This is a genomic window from Streptomyces sp. NBC_01571 (assembly GCF_026339875.1).
Classification (GTDB): domain Bacteria; phylum Actinomycetota; class Actinomycetes; order Streptomycetales; family Streptomycetaceae; genus Streptomyces.
Genome location: NZ_JAPEPZ010000001.1, coordinates 8,154,313 through 8,175,740 on the forward strand (window position 1 = coordinate 8,154,313; position 21,428 = coordinate 8,175,740).

The window sequence follows — 21,428 nt, forward strand, 5'->3', positions numbered from 1 at the left end:
CGTCGCCCGTCGCCCGTCGCCCGCGGGGGTGCGGGGGTGTCACGTGCGGGGTTGCTCCCCTTCGGGGCGGAGCCGGGAGCCCGGGGCGTGCGGGTGACCGGGGCGGACGGGAAGGGGGGACGGGGTCCCGCCGGTCACCCGGAGGAACCTCCCACCGAGCGGGCCGCCGTCCCGCGGCCCATGCTGGGCGCATGAGTCCGAAGACCCCCGACGCCTCCGGCACGAGCGGTGCGAAGAGCCGCGCCGGGCTGATGACACCGGGCAGGACCACCGTCATGGCGATGGTCCTCCTTGCCCTGGTCTTCGTCTTCGAGAACACCCGGAGCACGAAGATCCGGCTGCTGATCCCGGAAGTGACCACGCCCCTGTGGATGGCACTGCTGGGCACCGGGGCGATCGGCGCGCTGTGCGGGGCGTACTCCACGAGGCGACGGCCGTGAGAGTGTGGAGACCACGGGGCCGCAGAGCCGCGGCGGCGTACTGTGGCCGGATGCCTGAGATCGACTCCCCCTACCTCGCCCAGGGCCCCCGCGCGGGCATACGTCACTTCACGTACGAGGACGCGGCCGAGTTCACCGCGCGGGCCCGCGAGAGCAAGGCCCTGCACCAGCCCTGGCTCTTCCCGCCGGGAAGCCCCGACGCCTACGCGGCGTACGCGGGACGGCTCATCAAGGACCCCACGAAGGCCGGATTTCTCGTCTGCGAGCGGGACGGCGGTGCCATCGCCGGCTTCATCAACATCAACAACATCGTCGAGGGCGGCTTTCTGAGCGGAGCGCTCGGATACGGCGCCTTCGCGCACGCCGCGGGGCGGGGGCTCATGTCCGAGGGGCTCGGGCTCGTGGTCCGGTACGCCTTCACGACGATGGGGCTGCACCGGCTGGAGATCAACGCCCAGCCCGGGAACGCCGCCTCCATCGCGCTGGCGCGGCGCTGCGGATTCCGGCTGGAGGGCTTCTCGCCGGACTTCATCCACATCGACGGGGCCTGGCGCGACCACGAACGCTGGGCGATCACCGCGGAGATGACCTCTTCCCCGTGACCCGTCCGCGCCCGCACGGTCCCCGGCCGCCGGGGACCCGGCGGCGCCCCCGGGCCGGGCGTCACGCCCGCCTTTGCGCAATCCTGACCGTATCCTGACGAGCGGAACCCCTGGTCAGGTGGGCGATGTCGCTGTTCCATGGTCGTCGTGACGACGATCCGACGTGACGTACTGACGCTGCCGTCAGCGGAGTTGGGCCCCAGCAACCCCCTGCCGCCCCTGCGGCCGCTCGACGACGCGCACCGCATCGACGACCGGGACCGCGAGGGACTCCCTCGTGACATGGCCCGGCAGATCGGCTACGAACCCCTGCGCGACGTCCTGCCGGAACGGGTCCGCGACGGCTACGACAGACACCGCACGCCCCGCGCGACCGACACCATCGTGATCGAGAACGACCGGCTGCGGGTCACCGTACTGCCGTCCCGCGGGGGCCGTGTCGCCTCCCTCTTCCACAAGCCCTCGCAGCGCGAACTCCTGTACCGTAACCCGGTGTTCCAGCCCGCCTGCTTCGCACTCAACGGCGCCTGGTTCTCCGGCGGCATCGAGTGGAACATCGGCGCGACCGGTCACACCACCCTGTCCTGCGCGCCCGTCCACGCGGCCCGGGTCACCGCCCCCGACGGCGGTGAGATGCTCCGCCTGTGGGAGTGGGAACGGCTGCGCGACCTGCCCTTCCAGGTCGACCTGTGGCTGCCGGACGGCTCCGACTTCCTCCACGTCGGCGTCCGCGTCCGCAATCCGCACGAGAAACCCGCCCCCGTGTACTGGTGGTCCAACATCGCCGTTCCCGAGCGGCGCAGGGTGCTGGTCCCGGCGGACGAGGCCTGGCACTTCGGCTACGAGCGGCGGCTGCGCCGGGTGCCGGTACCGGAGCACGAGGGCGTCGACCGCACCTACCCGCCGCGCGCCGACTTCCCCGCCGACTACTTCTACGAAGTGCCCGACGGGCAGCGCCGCTGGATCGCCGCGCTCGACGACGCGGGTGAAGGGCTCGTCCAGACGTCCACCGACGTGCTGCGCGGACGCAAGCTGTTCGTCTGGGGTTCCGGCGCGGGCGGCCGGCGCTGGCAGGAATGGCTCACCGAGCCCGGCACCGGCGGCTACTGCGAGATCCAGGCCGGACTCGCCCGCACCCAGCTGGAGCATGTGCGGCTGGACGCGGAGGGCGAGGTGACATGGCTGGAGTCGTACGGGCCGCTGACGGCGGACGACGCGAGCGCGCGGACGGTCCACGGAGCCGACTGGGCCGCGGCGCGGGCGGACGTGGAGGGCCGCCTGGAGCGTGCCCTGCCACGGGCCGATGTCGAGGCGGCGTACGCGGCCTGGCTCCCGCACGCCGACACCGAACCCGGCGAGGTGCTCCACGTCGGGTCCGGCTGGGGAGCCCTCGAAGTGCTGCGCGCCGGCTACAAGTTGGCGGGGACGCCGTTCGAGGAGTCCACGCTCGGAGAGGCGCAGGCGCCGTGGGTGGAGCTGCTCAGGACCGGTGCCTTTCCCGAGCCACGACGGGTCGGGCCGCCGGGCGAGACGCTGGTCGCCCCGCACTGGCGGGACATGCTGGAGACGGCGCCCGCCAAGCCGCTCGCCGAGTACCACCTCGGCGTCGCCCAGTGGCATGCGGGGGACATGGCACAGGCGGTGCGCAGTTGGGAGCGGGCACTCGAACTCGCGCCGTCGCTATGGCCGTTGCTGCGCTGTCTGGCCGTCGCGGACCAGCAGGCGGGCAACCGGGAGCGGGCCGCCGACCGGTACGCCGAGGCCTTCGACGACCTGTGCCAGGAGCGCCGTGACGACGGTGCGGCGTGGACCGCGGCCACCGCCGCGCTCGGGCGGGAGGCCATGGCCGCGCTGCTCGCGGTGCGGCGGACGGCGGAGGCGCGGGCGGTCTGGGAGCGGCTGCGGCCCGTGACCCGCGAGCGGGGCCGATTCCGGCTGATCGAGGCCGAGTTGCTGCTCGCGGAGGGGGACCGGGAGGCCGCGCGGGCCGTGTTCGACACGGGGTTCGAGGTCGCCGATCTGCGGGAGGGGGCCGAGGCGGTCGGTGCGCTGTGGGCACGGCTGACCGACGAGGCGCTGCCCGGACGGTACGACTTCCGGATGCGGCCGCCGGCGACGGAGTGGCGCGTCGATCCGGACTGAACGGGCCCCGCCCGCGTCGTGCCGGGAAGCCGGGCGGACCAGCCCGCCGCCCCGGCGCACGAGGGCAGGGACCCCGACCGGTTACCGGGCCGTCCCGCGGTCCACGTACTCGTACACGGCCCCGTCCGGATGCATGGCGATCAGGTTGCGGCCCGCGGGTGTCCCCACGGGCCCCGCCAGAATGTGCGCACCCAGCTCGCCGAGCACCCGATGGGCCTCCTCGACGTCCTTGACGGCGATGGTCGCGGTGACCTTGCGCAGGACGTCCAGCTCGGCCTCCGGTCCGCTCATCAGCAGGAAGCAGCCCACCGCGGCGACCGACACGCCCCCGCGCTCGAACCGCAGGGCGCGGCCGCCCGCCAGCCTTTCGTAGAAGGGGACCGAAGCCTCCAGGTCGTCGACGCAGATACGCAGCGTGGTTCCCAGAATCTCCATGCGGACGAGCCTAGTTGGGGCAGTCCCGGAAGGAGATCGTTTCGGACGCATCGCCGGGCGGGCGGTTCGCCCGGCCTCGAGCGGGGCGGTTCACGCGTCCTCGAGTGCGTGGGTCACACGTCCTTCCGGCAGAGGATCTCCCCGTGCAGCACGGAGAACCAGCCGTCCTCCCGCCGCCCCCACTCGCGCCACGCCTCCGACACGGCCCGCAGTTGCCCGGTGGTCGCGTGCCCGCCCTCGGTGGCCCGGTCCGCGTACGCCGAGGCCAGGGTGCGATCGGCCCACAGCCCGCTCCACCACTCCCGTTCCGCCTCGGTGGCGAAGGTCCAGGTGCTCGACGTCGCGGTGATGTCCGTGAGCCCGGCGGCCAGTGCCCACGACCTGAGACGGCGGCCCGCGGCCGGTTCGCCCCCGTTGGCGCGCGCGACGCGCAGATACAGGTCCTGCCAGTCGGTCATCCCCGGTACCTCGGGATACCAGGCCATGGCCGAGTAGTCCGCGTCGCGGACGGCGATGAAGCCACCCGGTCTGGTCACCCGGCGCATCTCGCGCAGCGCCCGCACCGGGTCGCCCACGTGTTGCAGCACCTGGTGGGCGTGGACGACGCAGAAGGTGTCGTCCGGGAAGTCCAGGGCGTGCACGTCCGCGACCCCGAACTCCACGTTGCGCAGACCGCGGTCGGTCGCCGTGGCGCGGGCCCGGTCCAGGATCCCGGGTGCGTGGTCGACGCCGGTGACCTGTCCGTCCGGAACCAGTTCCGCCAGGTCGGCGGTGATGGTGCCCGGGCCGCAGCCGATGTCCAGGATCTTCATGTGGGGCTTGAGCGAGTCGAGCAGGTAGGCCGCGGAGTTGGCGGCGGTGCGCCAGGTGTGCGAGCGCAGTACGGACTCGTGGTGGCCGTGCGTGTAGACGGCGGTCTCCTGCGGCTTCGGCATGACCGTTCCCCTTCGTCTCTTCTCGTCGGTCATGGATCACCGTACGCCCGCGTGTCGGATGGTGAGACCTGCGTCTTGCCATATGGACAAGCCCTTTCAGGGGCGGCCGACCTTCGGGAGCAGGCCCCGTACGGCGTACGCGGCGGCCGCGCCCAGCGCCGCTCCCGCGAGGACGTCGCTCGGGAAGTGGGCGCCGGTGTAGACACGGGACAGGGCCACCGCGGTGGCCAGCGGCGCCACGGCGGCGCCCCAGCTGCGCGACTCCAGTGCCACACCCGTCGCGAAGGCGGCGGCCGACGCGGAGTGGCCCGACGGGAACGAGGTGGTGATCGGCTGGCGCTTGAGCCGGCGAGCCTGGGGGACCGGGGCGAGGGACGGACGGGGGCGGCGCACCGTGCGTTTGCCGACGGTGTTGATCGTCGCGGAGGCGAGGCTCAGTGAGGCCAGCCCCCTCGCCGCGGCACGGCGTGCGTGAGGGGTGCGGGTGGCGGCGAGGGCCGCCGCCGTGGCGAACCACAGCAGGCCGTGGTTCGCGCTGTGGCTCAGTTTCGGCAGGAGGCGGTCACCGCCGGGCCAGTGGCGGGACGCGACGGCTTCGAAGAGGCGGGAGTCGGCCGTCAGGAAGCGGCTCCGGAGAGGGTGAGGGCCCGGGGGAGCGGTGGTGAGGTCGATGTCAGGCGTGGTGGTCATGGGGTGCGACTACCCGCGCCGGCGCGTTTTCCGCCCCCGTGACCCGGACCGCCCCCGCCCCGGTCGGGCCACGGGGACCGGGAATCACCGGGTACCCCCGTGCGGGGCCGGGGATGCGGATCCGCCCTTCGGCGGGTGTACGGGTGCACTGGACCTGTCCGGATGCCCACCCGTCGGATATGGGTTTGCCGGGCGGCCCCGCCTCCACGGAGAATGCCTCACCATGGGACACCTCGAAGCCGCACATCTTGAGTACTACCTTCCCGACGGGAGGGCGCTGCTCGGCGACGTGTCGTTTCGGGTGGGGGAAGGGGCCGTCGTCGCCCTGGTCGGGCCCAACGGAGCGGGCAAGACCACACTGCTGCGGCTGATCTCGGGGGAGCTGAAGCCGCACGGGGGGACCGTCACCGTCGGTGGCGGCCTCGGTGTGATGCGCCAGTTCGTCGGCTCGGTACGGGACGAGACGACCGTACGGGACCTGCTCGTGTCCGTGGCACCGCCCCGCATCCGGGAGGCCGCGAAGGCCGTCGACGCCGCCGAGCACGACCTCATGGCCGTCGACGACGAGGCCTCCCAGCTCCGCTACGCGCAGGCCCTGTCCGACTGGGCCGAGGTGCGTGGATACGAGTCCGAGACGCTCTGGGACATGTGCACCACGGCCGCGCTGGGCGTCCCGTACGAGAAGGCGCAGTGGCGTCTGGTGCGGACGCTGTCCGGCGGTGAGCAGAAGCGGCTGGTGCTCAAAGCCCTGCTGCGCGGCACCGACGAGGTCCTGCTCCTCGACGAGCCGGACAACTATCTCGACGTACCGGGAAAGCGCTGGCTGGAGGAGCGGCTCGAGGAGACCCGCAAGACCGTCCTGTTCGTCTCCCACGACCGGGAGCTGCTGGCGCGCGCCGCCGAGAAGATCGTCAGCGTCGAGCCCAGCCCGACCGGCGCCGACGCCTGGGTGCACGGCGGCGGCTTCGCGACGTACCACGAGGCCCGCCAGGAGCGCTTCGCCCGCTTCGAGGAACTGCGCAGGCGCTGGGACGAGAAGCACGCCCAACTGAAGAAGCTGGTGCTGAACCTGCGTCAGGCGGCCTCCATCAGCCACGAGTTGGCCTCCCGCTACCAGGCCGCGCAGACCCGGCTGAGGAAGTTCGAGGAGGCCGGCCCGCCGCCGGAACCGCCGCGCGAACAGGACATCCGGATGCGGCTGCACGGCGGACGGACCGGTGTACGGGCGATCACCTGCCAGGGGCTTGAGCTCACCGGCCTGATGAACCCCTTCGACCTGGAGGTCTTCTACGGCGAGCGCGTCGCCGTGCTCGGTTCCAACGGCTCCGGGAAGTCGCACTTCCTGCGCCTGCTCGCCGGGGACACCGTCGCGCACACCGGCGCCTGGAAACTCGGCGCGCGGGTCGTCCCGGGTCACTTCGCGCAGACGCACGCCCACCCCGAGCTGGAGGGCCGCACGCTCCTCGACATCCTGTGGAGCGAGCACTCCCAGGACCGCGGCGCCGCGATGTCCCGGCTGCGCCGCTACGAGCTGACCGCCCAGGCCGAGCAGCGGTTCGAGAAGCTCTCCGGCGGCCAGCAGGCCCGCTTCCAGATCCTTCTGCTGGAGCTGGAGGGCTCGACCGCCCTGCTGCTGGACGAGCCGACCGACAACCTCGACCTGGAGTCGGCGGAGGCACTCCAGGAGGGCCTGGAGGCGTACGAGGGGACGGTCCTCGCGGTCACCCACGACCGCTGGTTCGCCCGTTCCTTCGACCGCTACCTGGTCTTCGGTTCCGACGGCCGGATCCGGGAGACGGCGGAGCCGGTCTGGGACGAGCGGCGCGTGGAGCGCGCCCGCTGAGGGCTGTCCCGTCGTCCCCGGTGGGCGCACGCCGACAGCCGAGCGCCTCGCCGTGTTGTCGGGTCGCCCCGACACACCCGGTACGAGGACGGCCCTCCGCCCTGCGACGCACCGCATCCGACGCCGCGCGCCGATCCACCGGGGAGGACGGGACAGCCCCTGGACAGGGCCCGGGGCGCCCGTGGAATGCCCGGTTCCCCGGATGTTCGTAGAGTGGAGGGAGGACGGCGAGATCCATGGTTCCCTCCCGGACGTCGCCCGGGTGCCGCTCGCGGGAGTGTGTGCCCGGCGGGCACCCGGACCACGCCGCAGGACACGACGAGCGGGGTACCACCATGACCGGAGTCGACCCGGACCGGCTGGACGACCAGCAGCTGATGAGAGAGCTGGAGACGATCCACCGGACACGCCACGACACGCTGCTCCACGGCTCGAACGACGCGCTGCGGACCCACAACGTGCGCATGGCCCAGCTGGAGGGCGAGTACCTGCGCCGCCACCCGCGCCGTCCGGTCGCCCCGGGCCGGACACGCGACGGGGCCCGGGACCGGGTCTTCGGAGAAGCCGTCTGAAGGCTCCGTGACGTCGCAATGGCCGACCTGCCGGGCGACGCCGGGTTCCCGGCTGAGCGGGGCGGCGGTGCGGCCGGAGCCGAAGCACCCTGTGCGTCCGCCCCTCACACCGGTTGCGGCCCCGTCGTGCCGCGCCGGGGACCGCCGCCTCCGACCACACCCCCACGGCCGCGCCCGGCCTCTCCCGACCTGGCGGCCCCTGCCGTCGACCGGCACGCCGTCGCTCCGCGTCCCCGGCGGGGGCCCGGTCGCTCCCCTCGCACTCGCGACCGGACCCCCGCCGCTCCGGCGCCGTCGCTGACACCGGCGCCGAGTCCGGCCACCCCGTTCGCGGTTAGGCACGACTGACGTCGGCGAGCGCCGAGCCGGGGATCCCGGACACCGCGAGGTCCCCGAGACCGACCACCCCGGGCTGACCGCACTTGCCGCACGGATCGGCCATGGCCATGGGCCTGATCGGCCATGGCCATGGGCCTTTTCCGGGTTCGCGGCCGCCGGGGCGCGGGTGCATCAGCAGTACCCCCGAGACCGCGGTCCATGCCCGACGGGCGAGTGCCAACCCGCTTGGCGCGTCAGGGGTTTGCCCCGACTGCGCGGGGGCAGGCGGAATTTCAGTGCTTCGGACAGGAGGCACGTCCGTGGGAGCCGTCAGGTTCTCGCCACGGGTGTGCCTGTCCGGCGCACCCCGCGCTCCCACGGTGACCGTCCAACCCAAGGCACTTTCAAGGGAGTTGCGACGCACTATGGGAAACCAAGTGAGCGCGAAACGCCACCCGCACGATGACGCCCCCGACACCACGGAGGCGTTCCGAAGGCTCGCCGCGCTCCCCGCGGGGGGAGCGCGTGACGCACTCCGTGAGGAGATCGTCGAGGCCTGGCTGCCCATGGCCGACCGGCTCGCGGGCCGGTTCCGCAACCGTGGCGAGAACCTGGAGGATCTGCGGCAGGTGGCGGCGCTCGGCCTGGTCAAGGCCGTCGACCGGTACGACCCCGAACTCGGGAACGCCTTCGAGAGCTACGCCGTGCCGACCGTGACCGGTGAGATCAAGCGCCACTTCCGCGACCACATGTGGACCGTCCATGTGCCGCGCCGGGTTCAGGACCTGCGCAACCGTGTGCGGTTCGCCCAGCAGGAACTGTCGGGGACCGTCTCGGGCCACGGGCCCACTGTCGCCGAGATCGCCGCGCACGCCCGGATGAGCGAGGAGGACGTCCGGGCCGGTCTGGAGGCACTGGAGAGCTTCAGCGCGCTCTCCCTCGACGCCGAGCTCCGGGGCAGTGACGACGGGTACTCGCTCAGCGACGCCCTCGGCTCGGCCGACCCCGCCCTCGACGTCGTGATCGACCGCGAGGCCGTCAAGCCCCGGCTGCGGGCTCTGCCCGAGCGTGAACGCACCATCCTCTACATGCGGTTCTTCGGCGATATGACGCAGAGCAGCATCGCGGAGCAGCTCGGCATCTCGCAGATGCACGTCTCCCGGCTGATCAGCCGTTGCTGTGCGCGGCTGCGGAACCAGGTCCTGCGCGACGCGGCGTAGCCGGTCCGCCGGGCGCGGCCCGTCCGGACGAGGCGGTGGGGCGGCGCGGGTGGGGGTGACCGGGCACGCGGGTTCCCACGTGCCCGGCAGACGGGTCGTCATGGTCCGTCACGCGCGGCCCATGGCCAGGGCGACACGGCGGGACATCATGTCCATCGCCTGGGCCTCCGCCATCGAGAAGACCGGGGGGCGTCGCCCCGGAACAGTGTCGGCACCCCGCGCGCGGGGCCGGCACCACGGATCAGGGGGACGCAGAGCAGCGAGGTCACGTTCGCGCGTACGAGGACGGGGGCGCCCGAGACGTCACGGCCGAAGGCGTCTGGGTCGGTGGCACGTACCTGGAGCGCCGTCACTCCGCCGCGTGCGGCCTCGACGACGAGAGGTCACGCGGGGGGATCCTGCCCGGCCATGGCACTCGCTCCGTCGTCGGCGGGGGCGAGGACCGTCGTAAGCGACAGCCGCCCGGGACCCGTGTCGGCCGGCTGCGCCGCATCTCGCAGGGGAGTCGGCGCAAACTGGCCGACGTGGCCTCGGCCGTCGTGGACAGGCGTGGCCGCTGTCCGGAACGGGATATGTACTTCCTCTCGAACTGGCGGGCGCTTCGCCGCTGTCACCCGCTCGGGTGCCCCCGTCCCGCGAATGGTGCCCGGCCGCGCGCGCCCCGGGGCCGGGCGGGCTGTGATGGGCTCGGGGAGCACGACGGCCGTGCCCCTTCAGACGGAGCCCTTCCGAAGGAGCCCACCCGATGCGCCGTACCGTCCGTGTGCTGTCCGCCACCGCCCTGGCCTGTACCGCGCTGGGCGCGGCCGCCTCGGCCGCGTCCGCGGATCCGGGCGCCCAGGCCGTGCCGCGCTCCCTGAGACCCGGGGAGCGCGTCACCGTCTCCGTCTCCTGCGACGCGACGGCCGGTGCACCACCCGAGTTCGTCGACGCCCGTACCAACGGCTTCGAGGGGAGAGAGGTCCGGTTGCACCGGGTGAGCGGGGGCGCGGACACGAAGGCCGTCATCTACCGCGGCACGGTCCGCGTGCCGTCCGGTGCTTCGACGCGCGGAGGTTCCGGCGGCGGTAGTACCGGCGCCGCGAGCCACACAGCGGGTTCCGGCGCCTCACGCGGGGTCGGCGAGCCGGCCGTCGTGCGGGCCGTCGAGGGGATGTGTCCCGTCGGGCCGGGCGGCCGCGCGAGGCCGTGGAAGGCCTCGTACAGCGTGGCCCACGACGCCCCTGACACCGCGCTCGGCACTTCTCGGGAGGTCCGGCCTAAGACCCCGGTGGCTTCTTCGGAGGTCCCGGGCAAGGCCCCGGTGGCTGCTCCGGAGGTCCCGGGCAAGGCCCCGGTGGCTGCCCCGGAGGTCCCGGGCAAGGCCCCAGTGGCTGCCCCGGAGGGCCCGAGCAAGGCTTCGGCGGCTTCTCCGGAGGCCCGGCGCGAAGCTCCGGTGGCTTCTCCGGAGGTCCCGCGTGAAGTCCCGGCCGTTCCTCGGGAATCTCCGCGCGAGGTGCCGGGCACTTCTGGGAGCGCCGCTGTTGGTGGGGGTGTGCCGAAGGGTGTTTCCGCGGGGGCGGCTCGGGACAGTGCTCCGGTTGTTCGCGGGGACGCGGCCGGTGAGGGTGTGTCGGCTGTTCCCTCGCAGGCTCCGGGCGAGGTGCCGGGCACTTCTGGGAGCGCCGCTGTCGGTGGGGGTGTGCCGAAGGGTGTTTCCGCGGGGGCGGCTCGGGACAGTGCTCCGGTTGTTCGCGGGGACGCGGCCGGTGAGGGTGCGTCGGCTGTTCCCTCGCAGGCTCCGGGCGACGTCCCGGTCGTTCCTGGGAGCGCCACTGCCGGCGAGGGTCTCCAGGACGTACCCCCGGGCGTCGCAAGCGACAGCGCCCCGGTCCTTCCCGAGAACGCGGCCGGTGCGGGTGTCCAGGGTGTCCCTCCGGGCACGGCACGCGACACCGCCCCGGTCGTCCCTCAGGACGCGGCCCCCGGGGATGACCAGGACGTACCTGCGGGTACCGCTCGTGAGGGTGGTCAGGACGTACCTGCGGGTACCGCACGCGAGGGTGGCCAGGACGCACCTGCGGGTACCGCCCCTGAAGGCGGTCAGGACGTTCCTGGTGGCGCGGGTCGCGACAACGCCCCCGGCACCTCCCAGGCCACCCCTCACGACAGCGCTCCGGACTCCCCGAACGCCGCGGGGCGCGACACCACGCAGGAGTCCGGTCGCGACGGTGAGGGCGACACGGCGGACCGACCCACGGGCGCCCAGCACGGCGTGGAGGCCGGCGAGGGCGGCGCCTTCACCGAGTCCGTTCCGGCCCTGATCGCCGGAGCACTGCTCATCGCGGGCGCCCTGGGCGCGGCCGGACACCGACTGTGCCGCGAGCGCCTCTCCGCCGGCCGCTGACGATGTGACGGGCGCAACCCGGCGGGCGCCCATGGCGGAACCGAAGCGTGGGTACGGAGTCACCGGAGCGGATCACGGGCGGCGGACCGTACGGCAGGGGCGGCGGATACAGGGCACGGCATCACGGACTGCGCGGAGGCACGGATGCGGCGGACGGTTCCGGAGGGGCACGGTCCGGTCCGCTACGGCCCGCCGCTCCCCGATCAGGGCCTGCCGGTGCTGCCGGAACTGCGCGCCGTCCTCGCCACCGCCGCGGACCGCACCGAGGCGGAGCCCCCCGGAGGCGGCCCCGACCTCCTCGACGCCGCCCGCGGCTACTGGAACCGGCGCGGCCTGGCCGCCGCACGCGATCGGATGGCCGCCGCCCCCGGCGCCCCCGCGCTGCTCCTCGCCCTGACCGGCGCGCTCGGCGGTGACGTCCTGGTGCCGAGGCCGTGCGCCGCCTGGTGGGCGCCGCAGGCGCGGCTGCTGGGCCGATCCGTGTTCCATGTGGCGACGCCCGCGGAGTGCGGCGGCCTGCCGGACCCGTACGCGCTGCTGGAGACGGTCCGCAGGGTCCGCGGCGAGGGCGGCGATCCACGGCTGCTCGTCCTCTCCGTCGCCGACGACCCCACGGCCACCGTCGCGCCGCCCGAGGTGGTCCACGAGACCGTCGAGGCCGCCGTGGCCGAGGGACTGCACGTGGTCAGCGACGAGACCTGGCGCGACACCCTGCACCGGCCGCACGACACCGTGCTGCTCAGCCCCGCCGAGATGCTTCCCGAAGAGGTCACCGTCATCGCGGACCTCTCCGGGGCCTTCCTGCCGCAGGGCTGGCCCGCCGCCGTGGCGCGCTTCCCGCTCACCGACGAGGGCGTCCGGCTGCGCGCCCGCGTCCTCGACGTGCTCACGGTGCTCGGCGCCCGCGTCGCCCGGCCGGTCGCCGTCGCGGCCTCGTACGCGCTCGACGAGCCGGACGCGGTCACCGAAAGACTCACGGCGGCGGTACGTCTGCACGCGTGCGTGGCCGACGCCGTGCACCGCGCGGTGACCGGCGCGGGTGCCCTCGCACGGCCGCCACGGGCCGGCAGACATCTGTACGTGGACCTCGGCCCGCTGCGCGCCGCGCTCACCGCGCACGGCGTCGGCGACGCGCAGGAACTGGAGGACTTCCTCACCGCCCGGCTCGGCATGCCCGCGCCAGGCGGCCACCGCTTCGGCGACGACCTCGGAGCGCTGCGGGTGCGGCTCGGGACCGGACCGCTGTTCGGCGCGAGCGACGAGGAGCGGGCGCAATGCCTCAGTTCACCCTCGCCGCTGGAACTGCCACATGTGCAACGTGCGTTGACCCTCTTGGGGTCGGCCTTCGACGATCTCCGCGACGACGCTCAGCGATGGGAGCCTCTTCGATGACGCAGCAGTCCCAGTCGACCACGAGCACCGACACCAGCGCACCCGACACCGACGAGCCGACGCCCGCCTCGACTCCCGCGGCGCGTTCCTCGCCCGCCGCCCCCGAAACCCCGGCAGTACTCCTTCCCGCCACCCCACCCGCCCCACCGCTCCGTCCCACCGTCCCGCTCGCCGAGCCCCGACCGCTCGGCGAGCGGCGTGTCTGGCCCGGATCGTTCGTCGACCGGCTGACCGCGCCGCTGCCGGGGCTGCGCGCCTTCGCCCGGTTCGCCCGGGAGGGCGCGCTGCGGCCCCGGCCCGAGGGGCTCGCCGACATCCCCTCCTTGCCCTTCGAACCAGGACCGCTGCCCCGGGTGGGCACGCGCACCGTCGCCGTCTCCTGGGCGGGGCACGCGAGTTGGGTGATCCGCACAGGTGGGCTCACCGTCCTCACCGACCCGGTCTGGTCCCGCAGGATCCTCGGCACCCCGGCCCGGATCACACCCGTCGGGGTGGCCTGGAGCGCGTTGCCGCGCGTCGACGCGGTCGTCATCAGCCACAACCACTACGACCATCTGGACGCCCCGACCCTGAGCCGTCTCCCGCGCCACACACCGGTGTTCGTGCCGGCCGGACTCGGGCGCTGGTTCCGGCGCCGCCGGTTCACCCGTGTCACCGAGCTGGACTGGTGGGAGGCGGCCGAACTCGGCGGCGTGCGCTTCGACTTCGTCCCTGCCCACCACTGGTCCAAGCGCGGTCTCACCGACACCTGCCGGACCCTGTGGGGCGGTTGGGTCCTGACGGAGCCCGGGGGACAACGGGTGTACTTCGCGGGGGACACCGGGTACGGCCACTGGTTCGAGCACATCGGCCGGCGGTATCCGGGCATCGACCTCGCCCTGCTGCCCATCGGCGCGTACGACCCCCGGTGGTGGCTCAGCGACGTCCACTGCGACCCGGAGGAGGCCGTCCGGGCCGCCGCAGACCTCGGCGCCCGCCGGATGGCGCCCATGCACTGGGGGACGTTCGTGCTCTCGGCGGAGCCGGTGCTGGAGCCCCTGACCAGGGTGCGGGCGGCCTGGGAGCGGGCGGGACTCGAGCGGGTGGACCTGTGGGATCTGCCGGTGGGGGGTTCCCGGGTGCTCGGGTGACGATGCTCGGGTGAGGGCAGGGGGTGACGGTGCCCTGACGAGGACGAAAGGCGAGGACCAGGACTAGGAACGAGGACGAGGGCGACGGGAGGGCGCCCGGGCGCGGGCCGTCAGCGGTTGCCCGGGTCGCCCGCGGGGTTCTCCGTACCCTTGCCCGGACGCTCGCGCGGCTCCGTCCCGCGCACCCGGCGCCACAAACCCGGCGCCAGGCTGAGAGCCACCGTCAGGACGACCGCCGCCACCACTCCCTCCCAGGGTTCGTCGAAGAGGGATCCGCCGAGTATGCCGATGACCTGGTAGGTGGCCGCCCAGGCCAGGCACGCGGGTATGTCGCCGCGGGCGAAGGCGCGCAGCGGCATCTTCGCCAGCAGGCAGGCCAGCATCACCGGTATGCGGCCCGCCGGGACCAGCCGGGACAGCACGAGGACGGTGGCGCCGTGGTCGCGCAGCTTCTCCTGGGCCTGGGCGAGACGGTCCTCGGGGGCGCGGACCCGGATCGCCTCCAGCCAGCGCGAGCCGTTCCTGGATTTCATGCCGCGCCGGCCGAGCCAGTACAGCGCCACGTCACCGAGGAACGCGGCGAGGGAGGCCACCGCGAACACCAGCAGCAGCGCGAACGGCGTCGTCTGGTGGAAGGCCACCACGGCCGCCGAACTCACCAGCGCGCCCGTCGGCACCACCGGCACCAGCGCGCCGATCAGCACCAGCAGGAACAGCGACGGATAGCCGATCGCCTGCTGCGTGGTCTCCGGTGTGACGGCCGCGCCCGTGGCGGCGAGGAACACCGTCGCGGCGCTGTTCCTCGCGGACAGGAACAGCATCGGGGTGGTGCCCGCGGCGGACAGCGACATCACCGCGCGACCTCCGGCCGAACGCTCTGGCCGTGGTCGAGCCGGTGCACCGCCACCTCGGGCGCGGACTCGGCGGCCAGGCGCACGAACTCATCACCCGGCGCATGGAATTCATGGGGGCGCACACCGTCCATGCCGATCGGCCAGTATGTGCCGTAGTGCACCGGCACGGCGCTGCGTGGCATCAGACGGGCCAGCGCCTGCGCCGCCCGCCCCGCGTCCAGATGCCCCTCCCCGAGGAAGGGGCCCCAGCCGCCGACCGGCAGCAGCGCCACATCGACCGGTCCGACCTCCTCGGCCATCGAGTCGAACAGCCCGGTGTCCCCGGCGAAATACGTCCGCGCCTCGCCCTCGACCACGAAGCCCAGCGCGGGCGAGCGGTGCGGTCCGACCGGCAGCCGTCGCCCGTCGTGCCGCGCCGACACGGTACGTACCACCAGGTCACCGACCTGGATCCGATCCCCGGGCGCCACTTCGGTGAGCCGCAGATGGTCCAGTCCGCGCAGCGCGGGCACCGCACGGCTCGCCCCCTCGGGGACCAGCAACAGCGTGCCCGGCGCGAGCCGCCGCAGCGAGGGCACGTGCAGATGGTCGGCGTGCAGATGCGAGACCAGCGCCACCTCCGCGGCCGCCGCCTCGGGAGGGGGCGGCGCCCCGCGCCTGCGTCGCAGATGCGCGAGCCGGCGCGCGAAGAGCGGATCCGTGAGGACGCGTGTACCGGAGTCCTCCAGCGTGCAGGTGGCGTGCCCCCACCAGGTGATCTCCACCGGCACCTCTTTGCCTCCTTCGCGCGACTCCCCCCGAGCCTACGGGCAGGAGTAGGGTCGGCGGCGAAACCCGGAGGTGAGGGGGACGCCATGGGAAACGCGCGCAGTGCCTCCGCCGTGCCGAGCACGGTGCGCGTCACGGCCATCGCGAGCCTGACACCCCTGGAGGAGCTCGAAGCGGACCCCTTCCTCGTCGACTCCCGCAGCCAGCACGCGATGTGCGCCCGCTGGGCCGCCGAGCGCGGCTACGTCGTCACCCGCGAGCTTCTCGTCCGGGGACTGCGGCCCGACCATCGCACCCTGTGGACCGATGTCGAGGCGGGCCTCGTCGACCTGTTCGTCGCACCGAGCCACCGTGTCCTGGAGCGCGCCCTCGCCTCCGTCGACGAGTTCACCGCCGAGTGCGCCCGCCGGGGCGTCCGGATCGAGACGGTGGGCAGCGCGGAACCCTCGTACGACGCCCAGATGAAGGCCCGGGTCCACCGCCGGCTGTCGATGCCGACCGCGGGGTACGACGGCCGCTGACCGGCGCACGACGGCCGCCGGCCGGCGCTCGCGACGGGACCGCGATCGAGGAGACGGGCACATCCGGCCGTGTCCGCCCGTTGTGACAGGGTGGGAGCAGGCCTCGCGGACCGGGCGGGCCCGGGACGTGAGGTGGGACAGGGCGTGGGTGGCGGACGGTGGCGACGGGTCCTCAGCGGGGTCTGGCGGAGCATCGCGGTGTGGGCCGTGTCCACGGTCACGATGCTGGTGCTGGCCGGCGCGCTGCCCGACTTCCAGCTGCAGTCCGACAACGGGGACAGCGCCACCCGCATCGCCGTCACGGCGGCGGCGGGCGCGGGTGTCTTCGGTCTGCTGTCGTCGCTGGTGTGGCCGCTGCTCGTGCGGGCCCTGCTGCTCGTGCCCGCGCTGATACTCGGTCTGCTCGTCTTCTTCCTCAACGGGTCGCTGCTGCTGCTCGCCCTGCGCATCAACCCCTCCGGACAGGGTGAGGCCGCGCCGGAGACCGCCGTGGTCGTCGCCGCCGTGATGTCCGCGGTCGCCTCCGCCGCGGGGGGCGCGCTCGCCGTCCGGGACGACGACGCCTACCGGCGCAGGCTCTACCGGCTCGCGGCCCGCCGCCGGAGCCGCTCCGACGGCCACCTCGGGCCCTCGACCCCCGGCATCGTCTTCGTCCAGCTCGACGGCGTGGGCCACGACGTGCTGGAGGAGGCGGCGGGCAAGGGACTCATGCCGGCCCTCGCGCGGTGGCTCGGCACCACCCACCGTCTCACCCCCTGGCGTACCGACTGGTCGAGCCAGACCGGCGCCAGCCAGCTCGGCATCCTGCACGGCAGCAACCACGACATACCGGCCTTCAGGTGGTACGAGAAGGAGAGCCACGAGGTCATGGTCTGCAACCGGCCCAGCAGCGCCGCCGAACTCCAGCGCCGGGCCATCGGGTACACCGGCGACGGGGGACTGCTCACCGTCGACGGGGCCAGCCGCGGCAACCTCTTCAGCGGCGGCGCCGACGAACTGGCCCTCGTGCTGTCCATGGCGGCGCGCAGAGGCCGGGAGAACCGTTCCCGCTCGGGCTACTTCGCGTACTTCTCCGACCCCGCCAACGCCGTCCGTACGGCGCTGTCCTTCGTCGCCGAGGTGCTCCGCGAGATGGGCCAGTCCACCCGCGCCCGGTTGCAGAAGCGGCGCCCGCGGGTCGGGCGCGGCGGGCTGTATCCCTTCGTCCGCGCCTTCGCGACCGTCGTCGAGCGGGACGTCGTCGTCGCCGCGGTGATCGGCGACATGCTCGCCGGGCGCAACGCGGTCTACGCGGACCTGGTGGCGTACGACGAGGTGGCGCACCACTCCGGGCCGCGCGGCCGGGACACGGAGAAGGTCCTTCAGCGCCTCGACCGCTCGCTCGCGCTGATCGAGAAGGTCGCCGAACACGCCCCCCGGCCCTACCGGATCGTCGTGCTGTCGGACCACGGGCAGAGCCCCGGCGAGACCTTCCTGACCCGCTACGGCCTCAGCCTCGGCAACCTGGTCCGGGCCGGCTGCGGGCTGCCCGTGCCGCGCCGGGCGCGGGGTACGCACAGCGGCGCCGAGGCCCGGGCGGCGGTCCGGGCCGCGCTGCGCCGACCCGTCGAGGAGGGCGGCGAGCGCCACCGCCCCTCGCGCCGCTCCGAGCCGGTCGTACTGGCCTCCGGCAACCTCGGCCTCGTCTCCTTCCCGGACATGCCGCACCGGATGAGCCGCGAGGAGATCGACCGCCGCCACCCCGCGCTGCTGTCCACGCTCGCCAACCACCCCGGCGTCGGCTTCCTGCTGGTGCGCAGCGAGGAGCACGGCGGGCTGGTGCTCGGCGCGCACGGCGCGGAGGCGCCCGTCGACACGCTCGACGACGAACACCCGGGCCCGCTCGCCGACTTCGGCCCCGGCGCCGCCGACGCCGTACGGCGCACCCACACGTTCCCGCACACGGCCGACATCATGGTCAACTCCTGGTACGACCCCGAGGAGGGCGAGGTGCTCGCCTTCGAGGAGCAGATCGGCTCGCACGGCGGACTCGGCGGCGCCCAGGGGCATCCCTTCCTGATGTCGCCGCTCGCCCTGTCCGAGCCGATCGACGACGGCGCCGACCTGGTGGGCGCGGAGCGGGTGCACCGCGTCCTGCGCGGCTGGCTGCGCGAGTGCGACGGACCACAGGTGCCGCTGCCGGCGGCCGAGAGCGAGCGCGCCGCCTGAAAAATGGGCTGCGGTGCACGGACTCGCGCGCACACACTGGTCGTTCCGGACACCGCGCAGCCGCGCGCTCCGCTCCCACACCTCCCAGGAGTCCGTGCGTGCACGCAGCCGTCACCGTCACCCCCGCCCGCCTCCCGGAGCTGCTGCTCGGTCTCGCCACCGTGCGGCCCGTCTTCATCTGGGGCGCGCCCGGCATCGGAAAGTCCTCCCTGGTACGGGAGTTCGCCGACTCGCTGGGACTGGAGTGCGTGAGCCTGCTCGGCACCCAGCTCGCCCCCGAGGACCTCATCGGTGTCCCGCAGATCCGTGACGGACGGTCCGTCTTCTGCCCGCCGGAGGCGATCGCCCGCGACGAGCCCTACTGCCTGTTCCTGGACGAGCTGAACGCGGCGACGCCCGACGTCCAGAAGGCCTTCTACTCGCTGATCCTGGACCGCCGCATCGGCACCTACGAACTGCCCGCCGGGTCGATCGTCATCGGGGCGGGCAACCGCGCGACCGACAACGCCCTGGCCCGCCCGATCGCCTCCGCGCTCGTCAACCGCCTCGCCCATGTGCACCTGGCGGCCTCGCCGAAGGACTGGCTGGTCTGGGCCGCGGGCAACGGCATCCACCCCTGGGTCCTGGACCACCTCACCGACCGCCCCGACCACCTGTGGTCCAAGCCGCCCAAGACGGAGGAGCCCTTCTCCACGCCCCGCTCCTGGCACATGCTCTCCGACGCGCTGCACTCCTTCGGTCCCGCCCTCGACGAGGCCACCCTGGCCGTCATCGCGCACGGCACGCTGACGCCCGCGCACGCGGTCGCCTTCAGCGGCTACGTCAAGATCGTGCGCAGCCGGTTCGGCATCGAGGCCGTCCTCAAGGGCGACGCCCGCTGGCCGCACCGCCCGGAGGACCGCGACCTGCTCTACTACCTCGCCGAGTCCTTCCGCGGACGTCTGGTCAAGGAGCTGCCCGCGAGCAAGGACCACCTCTCGGCGGCCGGACAGCAGACCGCGTTCCGTGCCAAGTCGCTGCTCGTGCAGCTCGCCGAGATCTCGGTGGAGGTGGCGCAGAGCGTGATCTCGCCGGACACCGACGGCAATCCGGTACTGCCCGCGTGGTTCCTGGTCGAGGCGGCCCGGGACATGCCCCGGCTGGTGGAGGCCCGCCGGTGAGCCGCGGGCGCGGCCGGGACCGGCCCAAGAAGGATCTGGCGGGGGAGGCGTTCGCGGAGGGCATGCGCATGGTCCGGGCCAACCGCGCGCTCGCCGCCATCGGGTTCAGCACCTGCCGCCAGGAGGACTGCGCCGCGTCGCCCCGCGAGGGCCTCGTCCGTGTCGACTCCGACGGCGTGCTGCACGTCCACCCCACCCGCCGGGCCGAACCCGCCGAGTGGGCCTGGGCGGTCGCGCACGGCGTCATCCACCTCGGCTTCGGCCACGTCCCCGCGGCGACGGGCCGGCGCGAGCAGCCCGATCGCCACGACCTCGCCGCGCGCTGCGCCGTGGTCAACCGCTTCCTGCTCGGCTTCCCGGTCGGCAGCACTCCCGAGGACCTGCCGCCGTCGTACCCCGACGGCGACGAGGAGCAGCTCGCCGCCCGCTGGCGCCGCGACGGGATCCCGGCCGCGTACGACCGCTGCGGTACGGCCGGCTCCGACCCGGACCAGCTGCTGGTGCCCTGGGACACCTGGAAGGGGGGCACCGCGCCGGACTGGCAGCTCGCCTTCGCGCACGCCCTGACGCGCACCGTGGCCACGGCGATGGATGTGGCAGGCGGCCGTCGTTCCTCGATGCGCGGCGGACCCACCCGGCTGCAGCCCTGGGAGCGGGCGCTGAGCTGGTTCATCTCCTCCTACCCGCTGCTCGGCGGCATCGCGGCGGGCATCACCCTGGTCGCCGACGCCGAACTCGCGCGCGCCCACGACATCTCCGTCGCGGCGGTCGACGCGGAGGCGGGCGAGATCTACATCAACCCGCTGCGTGAACTCGACGACGAGGAATGGCGGTTCGTCCTCGCCCACGAGATGCTGCACGCCGCCCTGCGCCACGGCGACCGGTGCGGCACCCGCGACCCGTACCTCTTCAACGTCGCCTGCGACTACGTCGTCAACGGCTGGCTGTGCGCCATGCAGGTCGGCACGATGCCCGACGGGCTGCTGTACGACGCGCAGTTGACGGACCTGTCGGCGGAGGAGGTCTACGACCGGATCGCGAGCGACCTGCGCCGGATGCGCCGCCTGTCCACGCTGCGCGGCAAGGGCGCCGGCGACATCCTCGGCGGCCCGATCGGCTCGCCGCGCGACTACGTCGACCTCGACGAGCTGTACCGCCGCGGGCTGGCCCGGGGCCTCGACCTGCACCAGCACCAGGAGCGGGGCTTCCTGCCGGGCGGTCTGGTGGAGGAGATCCGTGCTCTCAGCCATCCGCCGCTGCCCTGGGACGCCCGACTCGCCCGCTGGTTCGACGAGTTCGTGCCGCGCCCCGAGCCCGTACGGACGTACGCGCGTCCGGCGCGGCGGCAGGCCTCGACCCCCGACATCCCGCGCGCCGGACGGTACTTCCCGCCCGAGGAGATCGCCCGCTGCACCTTCGGTGTCGTCCTCGACACCTCCGGCTCCATGGACCGCACGCTGCTCGGCAAGGCGCTGGGCGCGATCGCCTCGTACGCCGAGGCCCGTGACGTACCCGCCGCGCGCGTCGTGTTCTGCGACGCCGCGCCGCACGACGCGGGTTATCTGCCGGTCACCGAGATCGCCGGACGTGTGCGGGTGCACGGCCGCGGCGGTACGGTGCTGCAGCCCGGCATCGACCTGCTGCACCGCGCCGACGACTTCCCGCCCGGGGCGCCGGTGCTGGTCATCACGGACGGCTGGTGCGACGTGCTGCGGGTGCGGCGCGAGCACGCGTATCTGATCCCGGACGGCGCGCGGCTCCCGTTCACGGCGCGCGGGCCGGTCTTCCGCGTGCAGTGAGCTGTCATTCTGG

The 21,428-nt window shown here is 73.7% G+C and carries 17 protein-coding genes and 1 pseudogene; 13 read left to right on the top strand and 5 right to left on the bottom strand.

The features are described 5' to 3' along the window. Positions 1–191 precede the first annotated feature (191 nt). From OHB41_RS36740 to OHB41_RS36750, 3 genes are all read left to right on the top strand, one after another. Positions 192–440 (top strand): LapA family protein, encoded by a 249-nt coding sequence (locus OHB41_RS36740; protein ID WP_266703377.1) that lies wholly within the window; start codon positions 192–194, stop codon positions 438–440. A 50-nt stretch (positions 441–490) separates the two neighbouring features. Then, positions 491–1,042, top strand: coding sequence for a GNAT family N-acetyltransferase (locus OHB41_RS36745; RefSeq protein WP_266703384.1), 552 nt, complete (start codon positions 491–493; stop codon positions 1,040–1,042). Between the two features lie 138 nt (positions 1,043–1,180). Further along, positions 1,181–3,184: a DUF5107 domain-containing protein gene (locus OHB41_RS36750; RefSeq protein ID WP_266703386.1), complete on the top strand. Its 2,004-nt coding sequence runs from the start codon at positions 1,181–1,183 to the stop codon at positions 3,182–3,184. Between the two features lie 81 nt (positions 3,185–3,265). On the opposite strand, the gene OHB41_RS36755 is transcribed toward OHB41_RS36750, so the two are convergent. From OHB41_RS36755 to OHB41_RS36765, 3 genes and pseudogenes are all read right to left on the bottom strand, one after another. Then, a complete protein-coding gene (locus OHB41_RS36755) occupies positions 3,266–3,619 on the bottom strand; it encodes a VOC family protein (protein ID WP_266703388.1) in 354 nt (117 codons plus the stop codon). Positions 3,620–3,732: 113 nt separating this feature from the next. Further along, positions 3,733–4,554, bottom strand: a complete 822-nt coding sequence (locus OHB41_RS36760) for a class I SAM-dependent methyltransferase (protein WP_266703390.1) — start codon at positions 4,552–4,554, stop codon at positions 3,733–3,735. 114 nt (positions 4,555–4,668) lie between these two features. After that, a pseudogene (locus tag OHB41_RS36765) lies at positions 4,669–5,244 on the bottom strand (phosphatase PAP2 family protein); the annotation flags it as partial. Positions 5,245–5,467: 223 nt separating this feature from the next. Between OHB41_RS36765 and OHB41_RS36770 the strand changes: the two are divergent. From OHB41_RS36770 to OHB41_RS36795, 6 genes are all read left to right on the top strand, one after another. Further along, entirely contained in the window at positions 5,468–7,087 is a 1,620-nt protein-coding gene (locus OHB41_RS36770) for an ATP-binding cassette domain-containing protein (protein ID WP_266703392.1), read from the top strand. A gap of 335 nt (positions 7,088–7,422) precedes the next feature. Beyond that, a complete protein-coding gene (locus OHB41_RS36775; RefSeq protein WP_266703394.1) occupies positions 7,423–7,659 on the top strand; it encodes a DUF6158 family protein in 237 nt (78 codons plus the stop codon). A 743-nt stretch (positions 7,660–8,402) separates the two neighbouring features. Beyond that, positions 8,403–9,197, top strand: a complete 795-nt coding sequence (locus OHB41_RS36780; protein ID WP_266703396.1) for an RNA polymerase sigma factor SigF — start codon at positions 8,403–8,405, stop codon at positions 9,195–9,197. A gap of 745 nt (positions 9,198–9,942) precedes the next feature. Next, on the top strand, positions 9,943–11,583 hold the full coding sequence (locus OHB41_RS36785; RefSeq protein ID WP_266703398.1) for a hypothetical protein: 1,641 nt from the start codon (positions 9,943–9,945) through the stop codon (positions 11,581–11,583). A gap of 144 nt (positions 11,584–11,727) precedes the next feature. After that, a complete protein-coding gene (locus OHB41_RS36790; RefSeq protein WP_266703400.1) occupies positions 11,728–12,975 on the top strand; it encodes an aminotransferase class I/II-fold pyridoxal phosphate-dependent enzyme in 1,248 nt (415 codons plus the stop codon). After that, the gene (locus OHB41_RS36795; protein ID WP_266703402.1) at positions 12,972–14,105 is read left to right on the top strand and encodes an MBL fold metallo-hydrolase; all 1,134 of its coding nucleotides are present in this window, start codon (positions 12,972–12,974) and stop codon (positions 14,103–14,105) included. The genes OHB41_RS36790 and OHB41_RS36795 overlap by 4 nt, the downstream gene beginning before the upstream one ends. Before the next feature lie 110 nt (positions 14,106–14,215). Here OHB41_RS36795 and OHB41_RS36800 read toward each other — a convergent pair whose 3' ends face one another. Next, the gene (locus tag OHB41_RS36800) at positions 14,216–14,926 is read right to left on the bottom strand and encodes a DedA family protein (RefSeq protein ID WP_266706416.1); all 711 of its coding nucleotides are present in this window, start codon (positions 14,924–14,926) and stop codon (positions 14,216–14,218) included. Positions 14,927–14,955: 29 nt separating this feature from the next. Then, positions 14,956–15,729: an MBL fold metallo-hydrolase gene (locus OHB41_RS36805; protein ID WP_266703404.1), complete on the bottom strand. Its 774-nt coding sequence runs from the start codon at positions 15,727–15,729 to the stop codon at positions 14,956–14,958. 84 nt (positions 15,730–15,813) lie between these two features. Between OHB41_RS36805 and OHB41_RS36810 the strand changes: the two genes are divergently transcribed. From OHB41_RS36810 to OHB41_RS36825, 4 genes are all read left to right on the top strand, one after another. Beyond that, positions 15,814–16,248, top strand: a complete 435-nt coding sequence (locus OHB41_RS36810; RefSeq protein ID WP_266703406.1) for a hypothetical protein — start codon at positions 15,814–15,816, stop codon at positions 16,246–16,248. 144 nt (positions 16,249–16,392) lie between these two features. After that, positions 16,393–18,456 carry a phage holin family protein gene (locus tag OHB41_RS36815; protein WP_266703408.1) on the top strand — a complete coding sequence of 688 codons (2,064 nt, stop codon included), beginning with the start codon at positions 16,393–16,395 and terminating at the stop codon, positions 18,454–18,456. 98 nt (positions 18,457–18,554) lie between these two features. Further along, positions 18,555–19,616, top strand: a complete 1,062-nt coding sequence (locus OHB41_RS36820; RefSeq protein ID WP_266703410.1) for an ATP-binding protein — start codon at positions 18,555–18,557, stop codon at positions 19,614–19,616. 62 nt (positions 19,617–19,678) lie between these two features. Next, on the top strand, positions 19,679–21,415 hold the full coding sequence (locus OHB41_RS36825; RefSeq protein ID WP_526025077.1) for a vWA domain-containing protein: 1,737 nt from the start codon (positions 19,679–19,681) through the stop codon (positions 21,413–21,415). The last annotated feature ends 13 nt before the right edge of the window (positions 21,416–21,428 follow it).

What these genes read in the sequence shown, in the direction of transcription:
- OHB41_RS36740 (WP_266703377.1), top strand. Translation starts at nt 192, where the DNA reads ATGAGTCCGAAGACCCCCGACGCCTCCGGCACGAGCGGTGCGAAGAGC.
- OHB41_RS36745 (WP_266703384.1), top strand. Translation starts at nt 491, where the DNA reads ATGCCTGAGATCGACTCCCCCTACCTCGCCCAGGGCCCCCGCGCGGGC.
- OHB41_RS36750 (WP_266703386.1), top strand. Translation starts at nt 1,181, where the DNA reads ATGGTCGTCGTGACGACGATCCGACGTGACGTACTGACGCTGCCGTCA.
- OHB41_RS36755 (WP_266703388.1), bottom strand. Translation starts at nt 3,619, where the DNA reads ATGGAGATTCTGGGAACCACGCTGCGTATCTGCGTCGACGACCTGGAG.
- OHB41_RS36760 (WP_266703390.1), bottom strand. Translation starts at nt 4,554, where the DNA reads ATGCCGAAGCCGCAGGAGACCGCCGTCTACACGCACGGCCACCACGAG.
- OHB41_RS36770 (WP_266703392.1), top strand. Translation starts at nt 5,468, where the DNA reads ATGGGACACCTCGAAGCCGCACATCTTGAGTACTACCTTCCCGACGGG.
- OHB41_RS36775 (WP_266703394.1), top strand. Translation starts at nt 7,423, where the DNA reads ATGACCGGAGTCGACCCGGACCGGCTGGACGACCAGCAGCTGATGAGA.
- OHB41_RS36780 (WP_266703396.1), top strand. Translation starts at nt 8,403, where the DNA reads ATGGGAAACCAAGTGAGCGCGAAACGCCACCCGCACGATGACGCCCCC.
- OHB41_RS36785 (WP_266703398.1), top strand. Translation starts at nt 9,943, where the DNA reads ATGCGCCGTACCGTCCGTGTGCTGTCCGCCACCGCCCTGGCCTGTACC.
- OHB41_RS36790 (WP_266703400.1), top strand. Translation starts at nt 11,728, where the DNA reads ATGCGGCGGACGGTTCCGGAGGGGCACGGTCCGGTCCGCTACGGCCCG.
- OHB41_RS36795 (WP_266703402.1), top strand. Translation starts at nt 12,972, where the DNA reads ATGACGCAGCAGTCCCAGTCGACCACGAGCACCGACACCAGCGCACCC.
- OHB41_RS36800 (WP_266706416.1), bottom strand. Translation starts at nt 14,926, where the DNA reads ATGCTGTTCCTGTCCGCGAGGAACAGCGCCGCGACGGTGTTCCTCGCC.
- OHB41_RS36810 (WP_266703406.1), top strand. Translation starts at nt 15,814, where the DNA reads ATGGGAAACGCGCGCAGTGCCTCCGCCGTGCCGAGCACGGTGCGCGTC.
- OHB41_RS36825 (WP_526025077.1), top strand. Translation starts at nt 19,679, where the DNA reads ATGCGCATGGTCCGGGCCAACCGCGCGCTCGCCGCCATCGGGTTCAGC.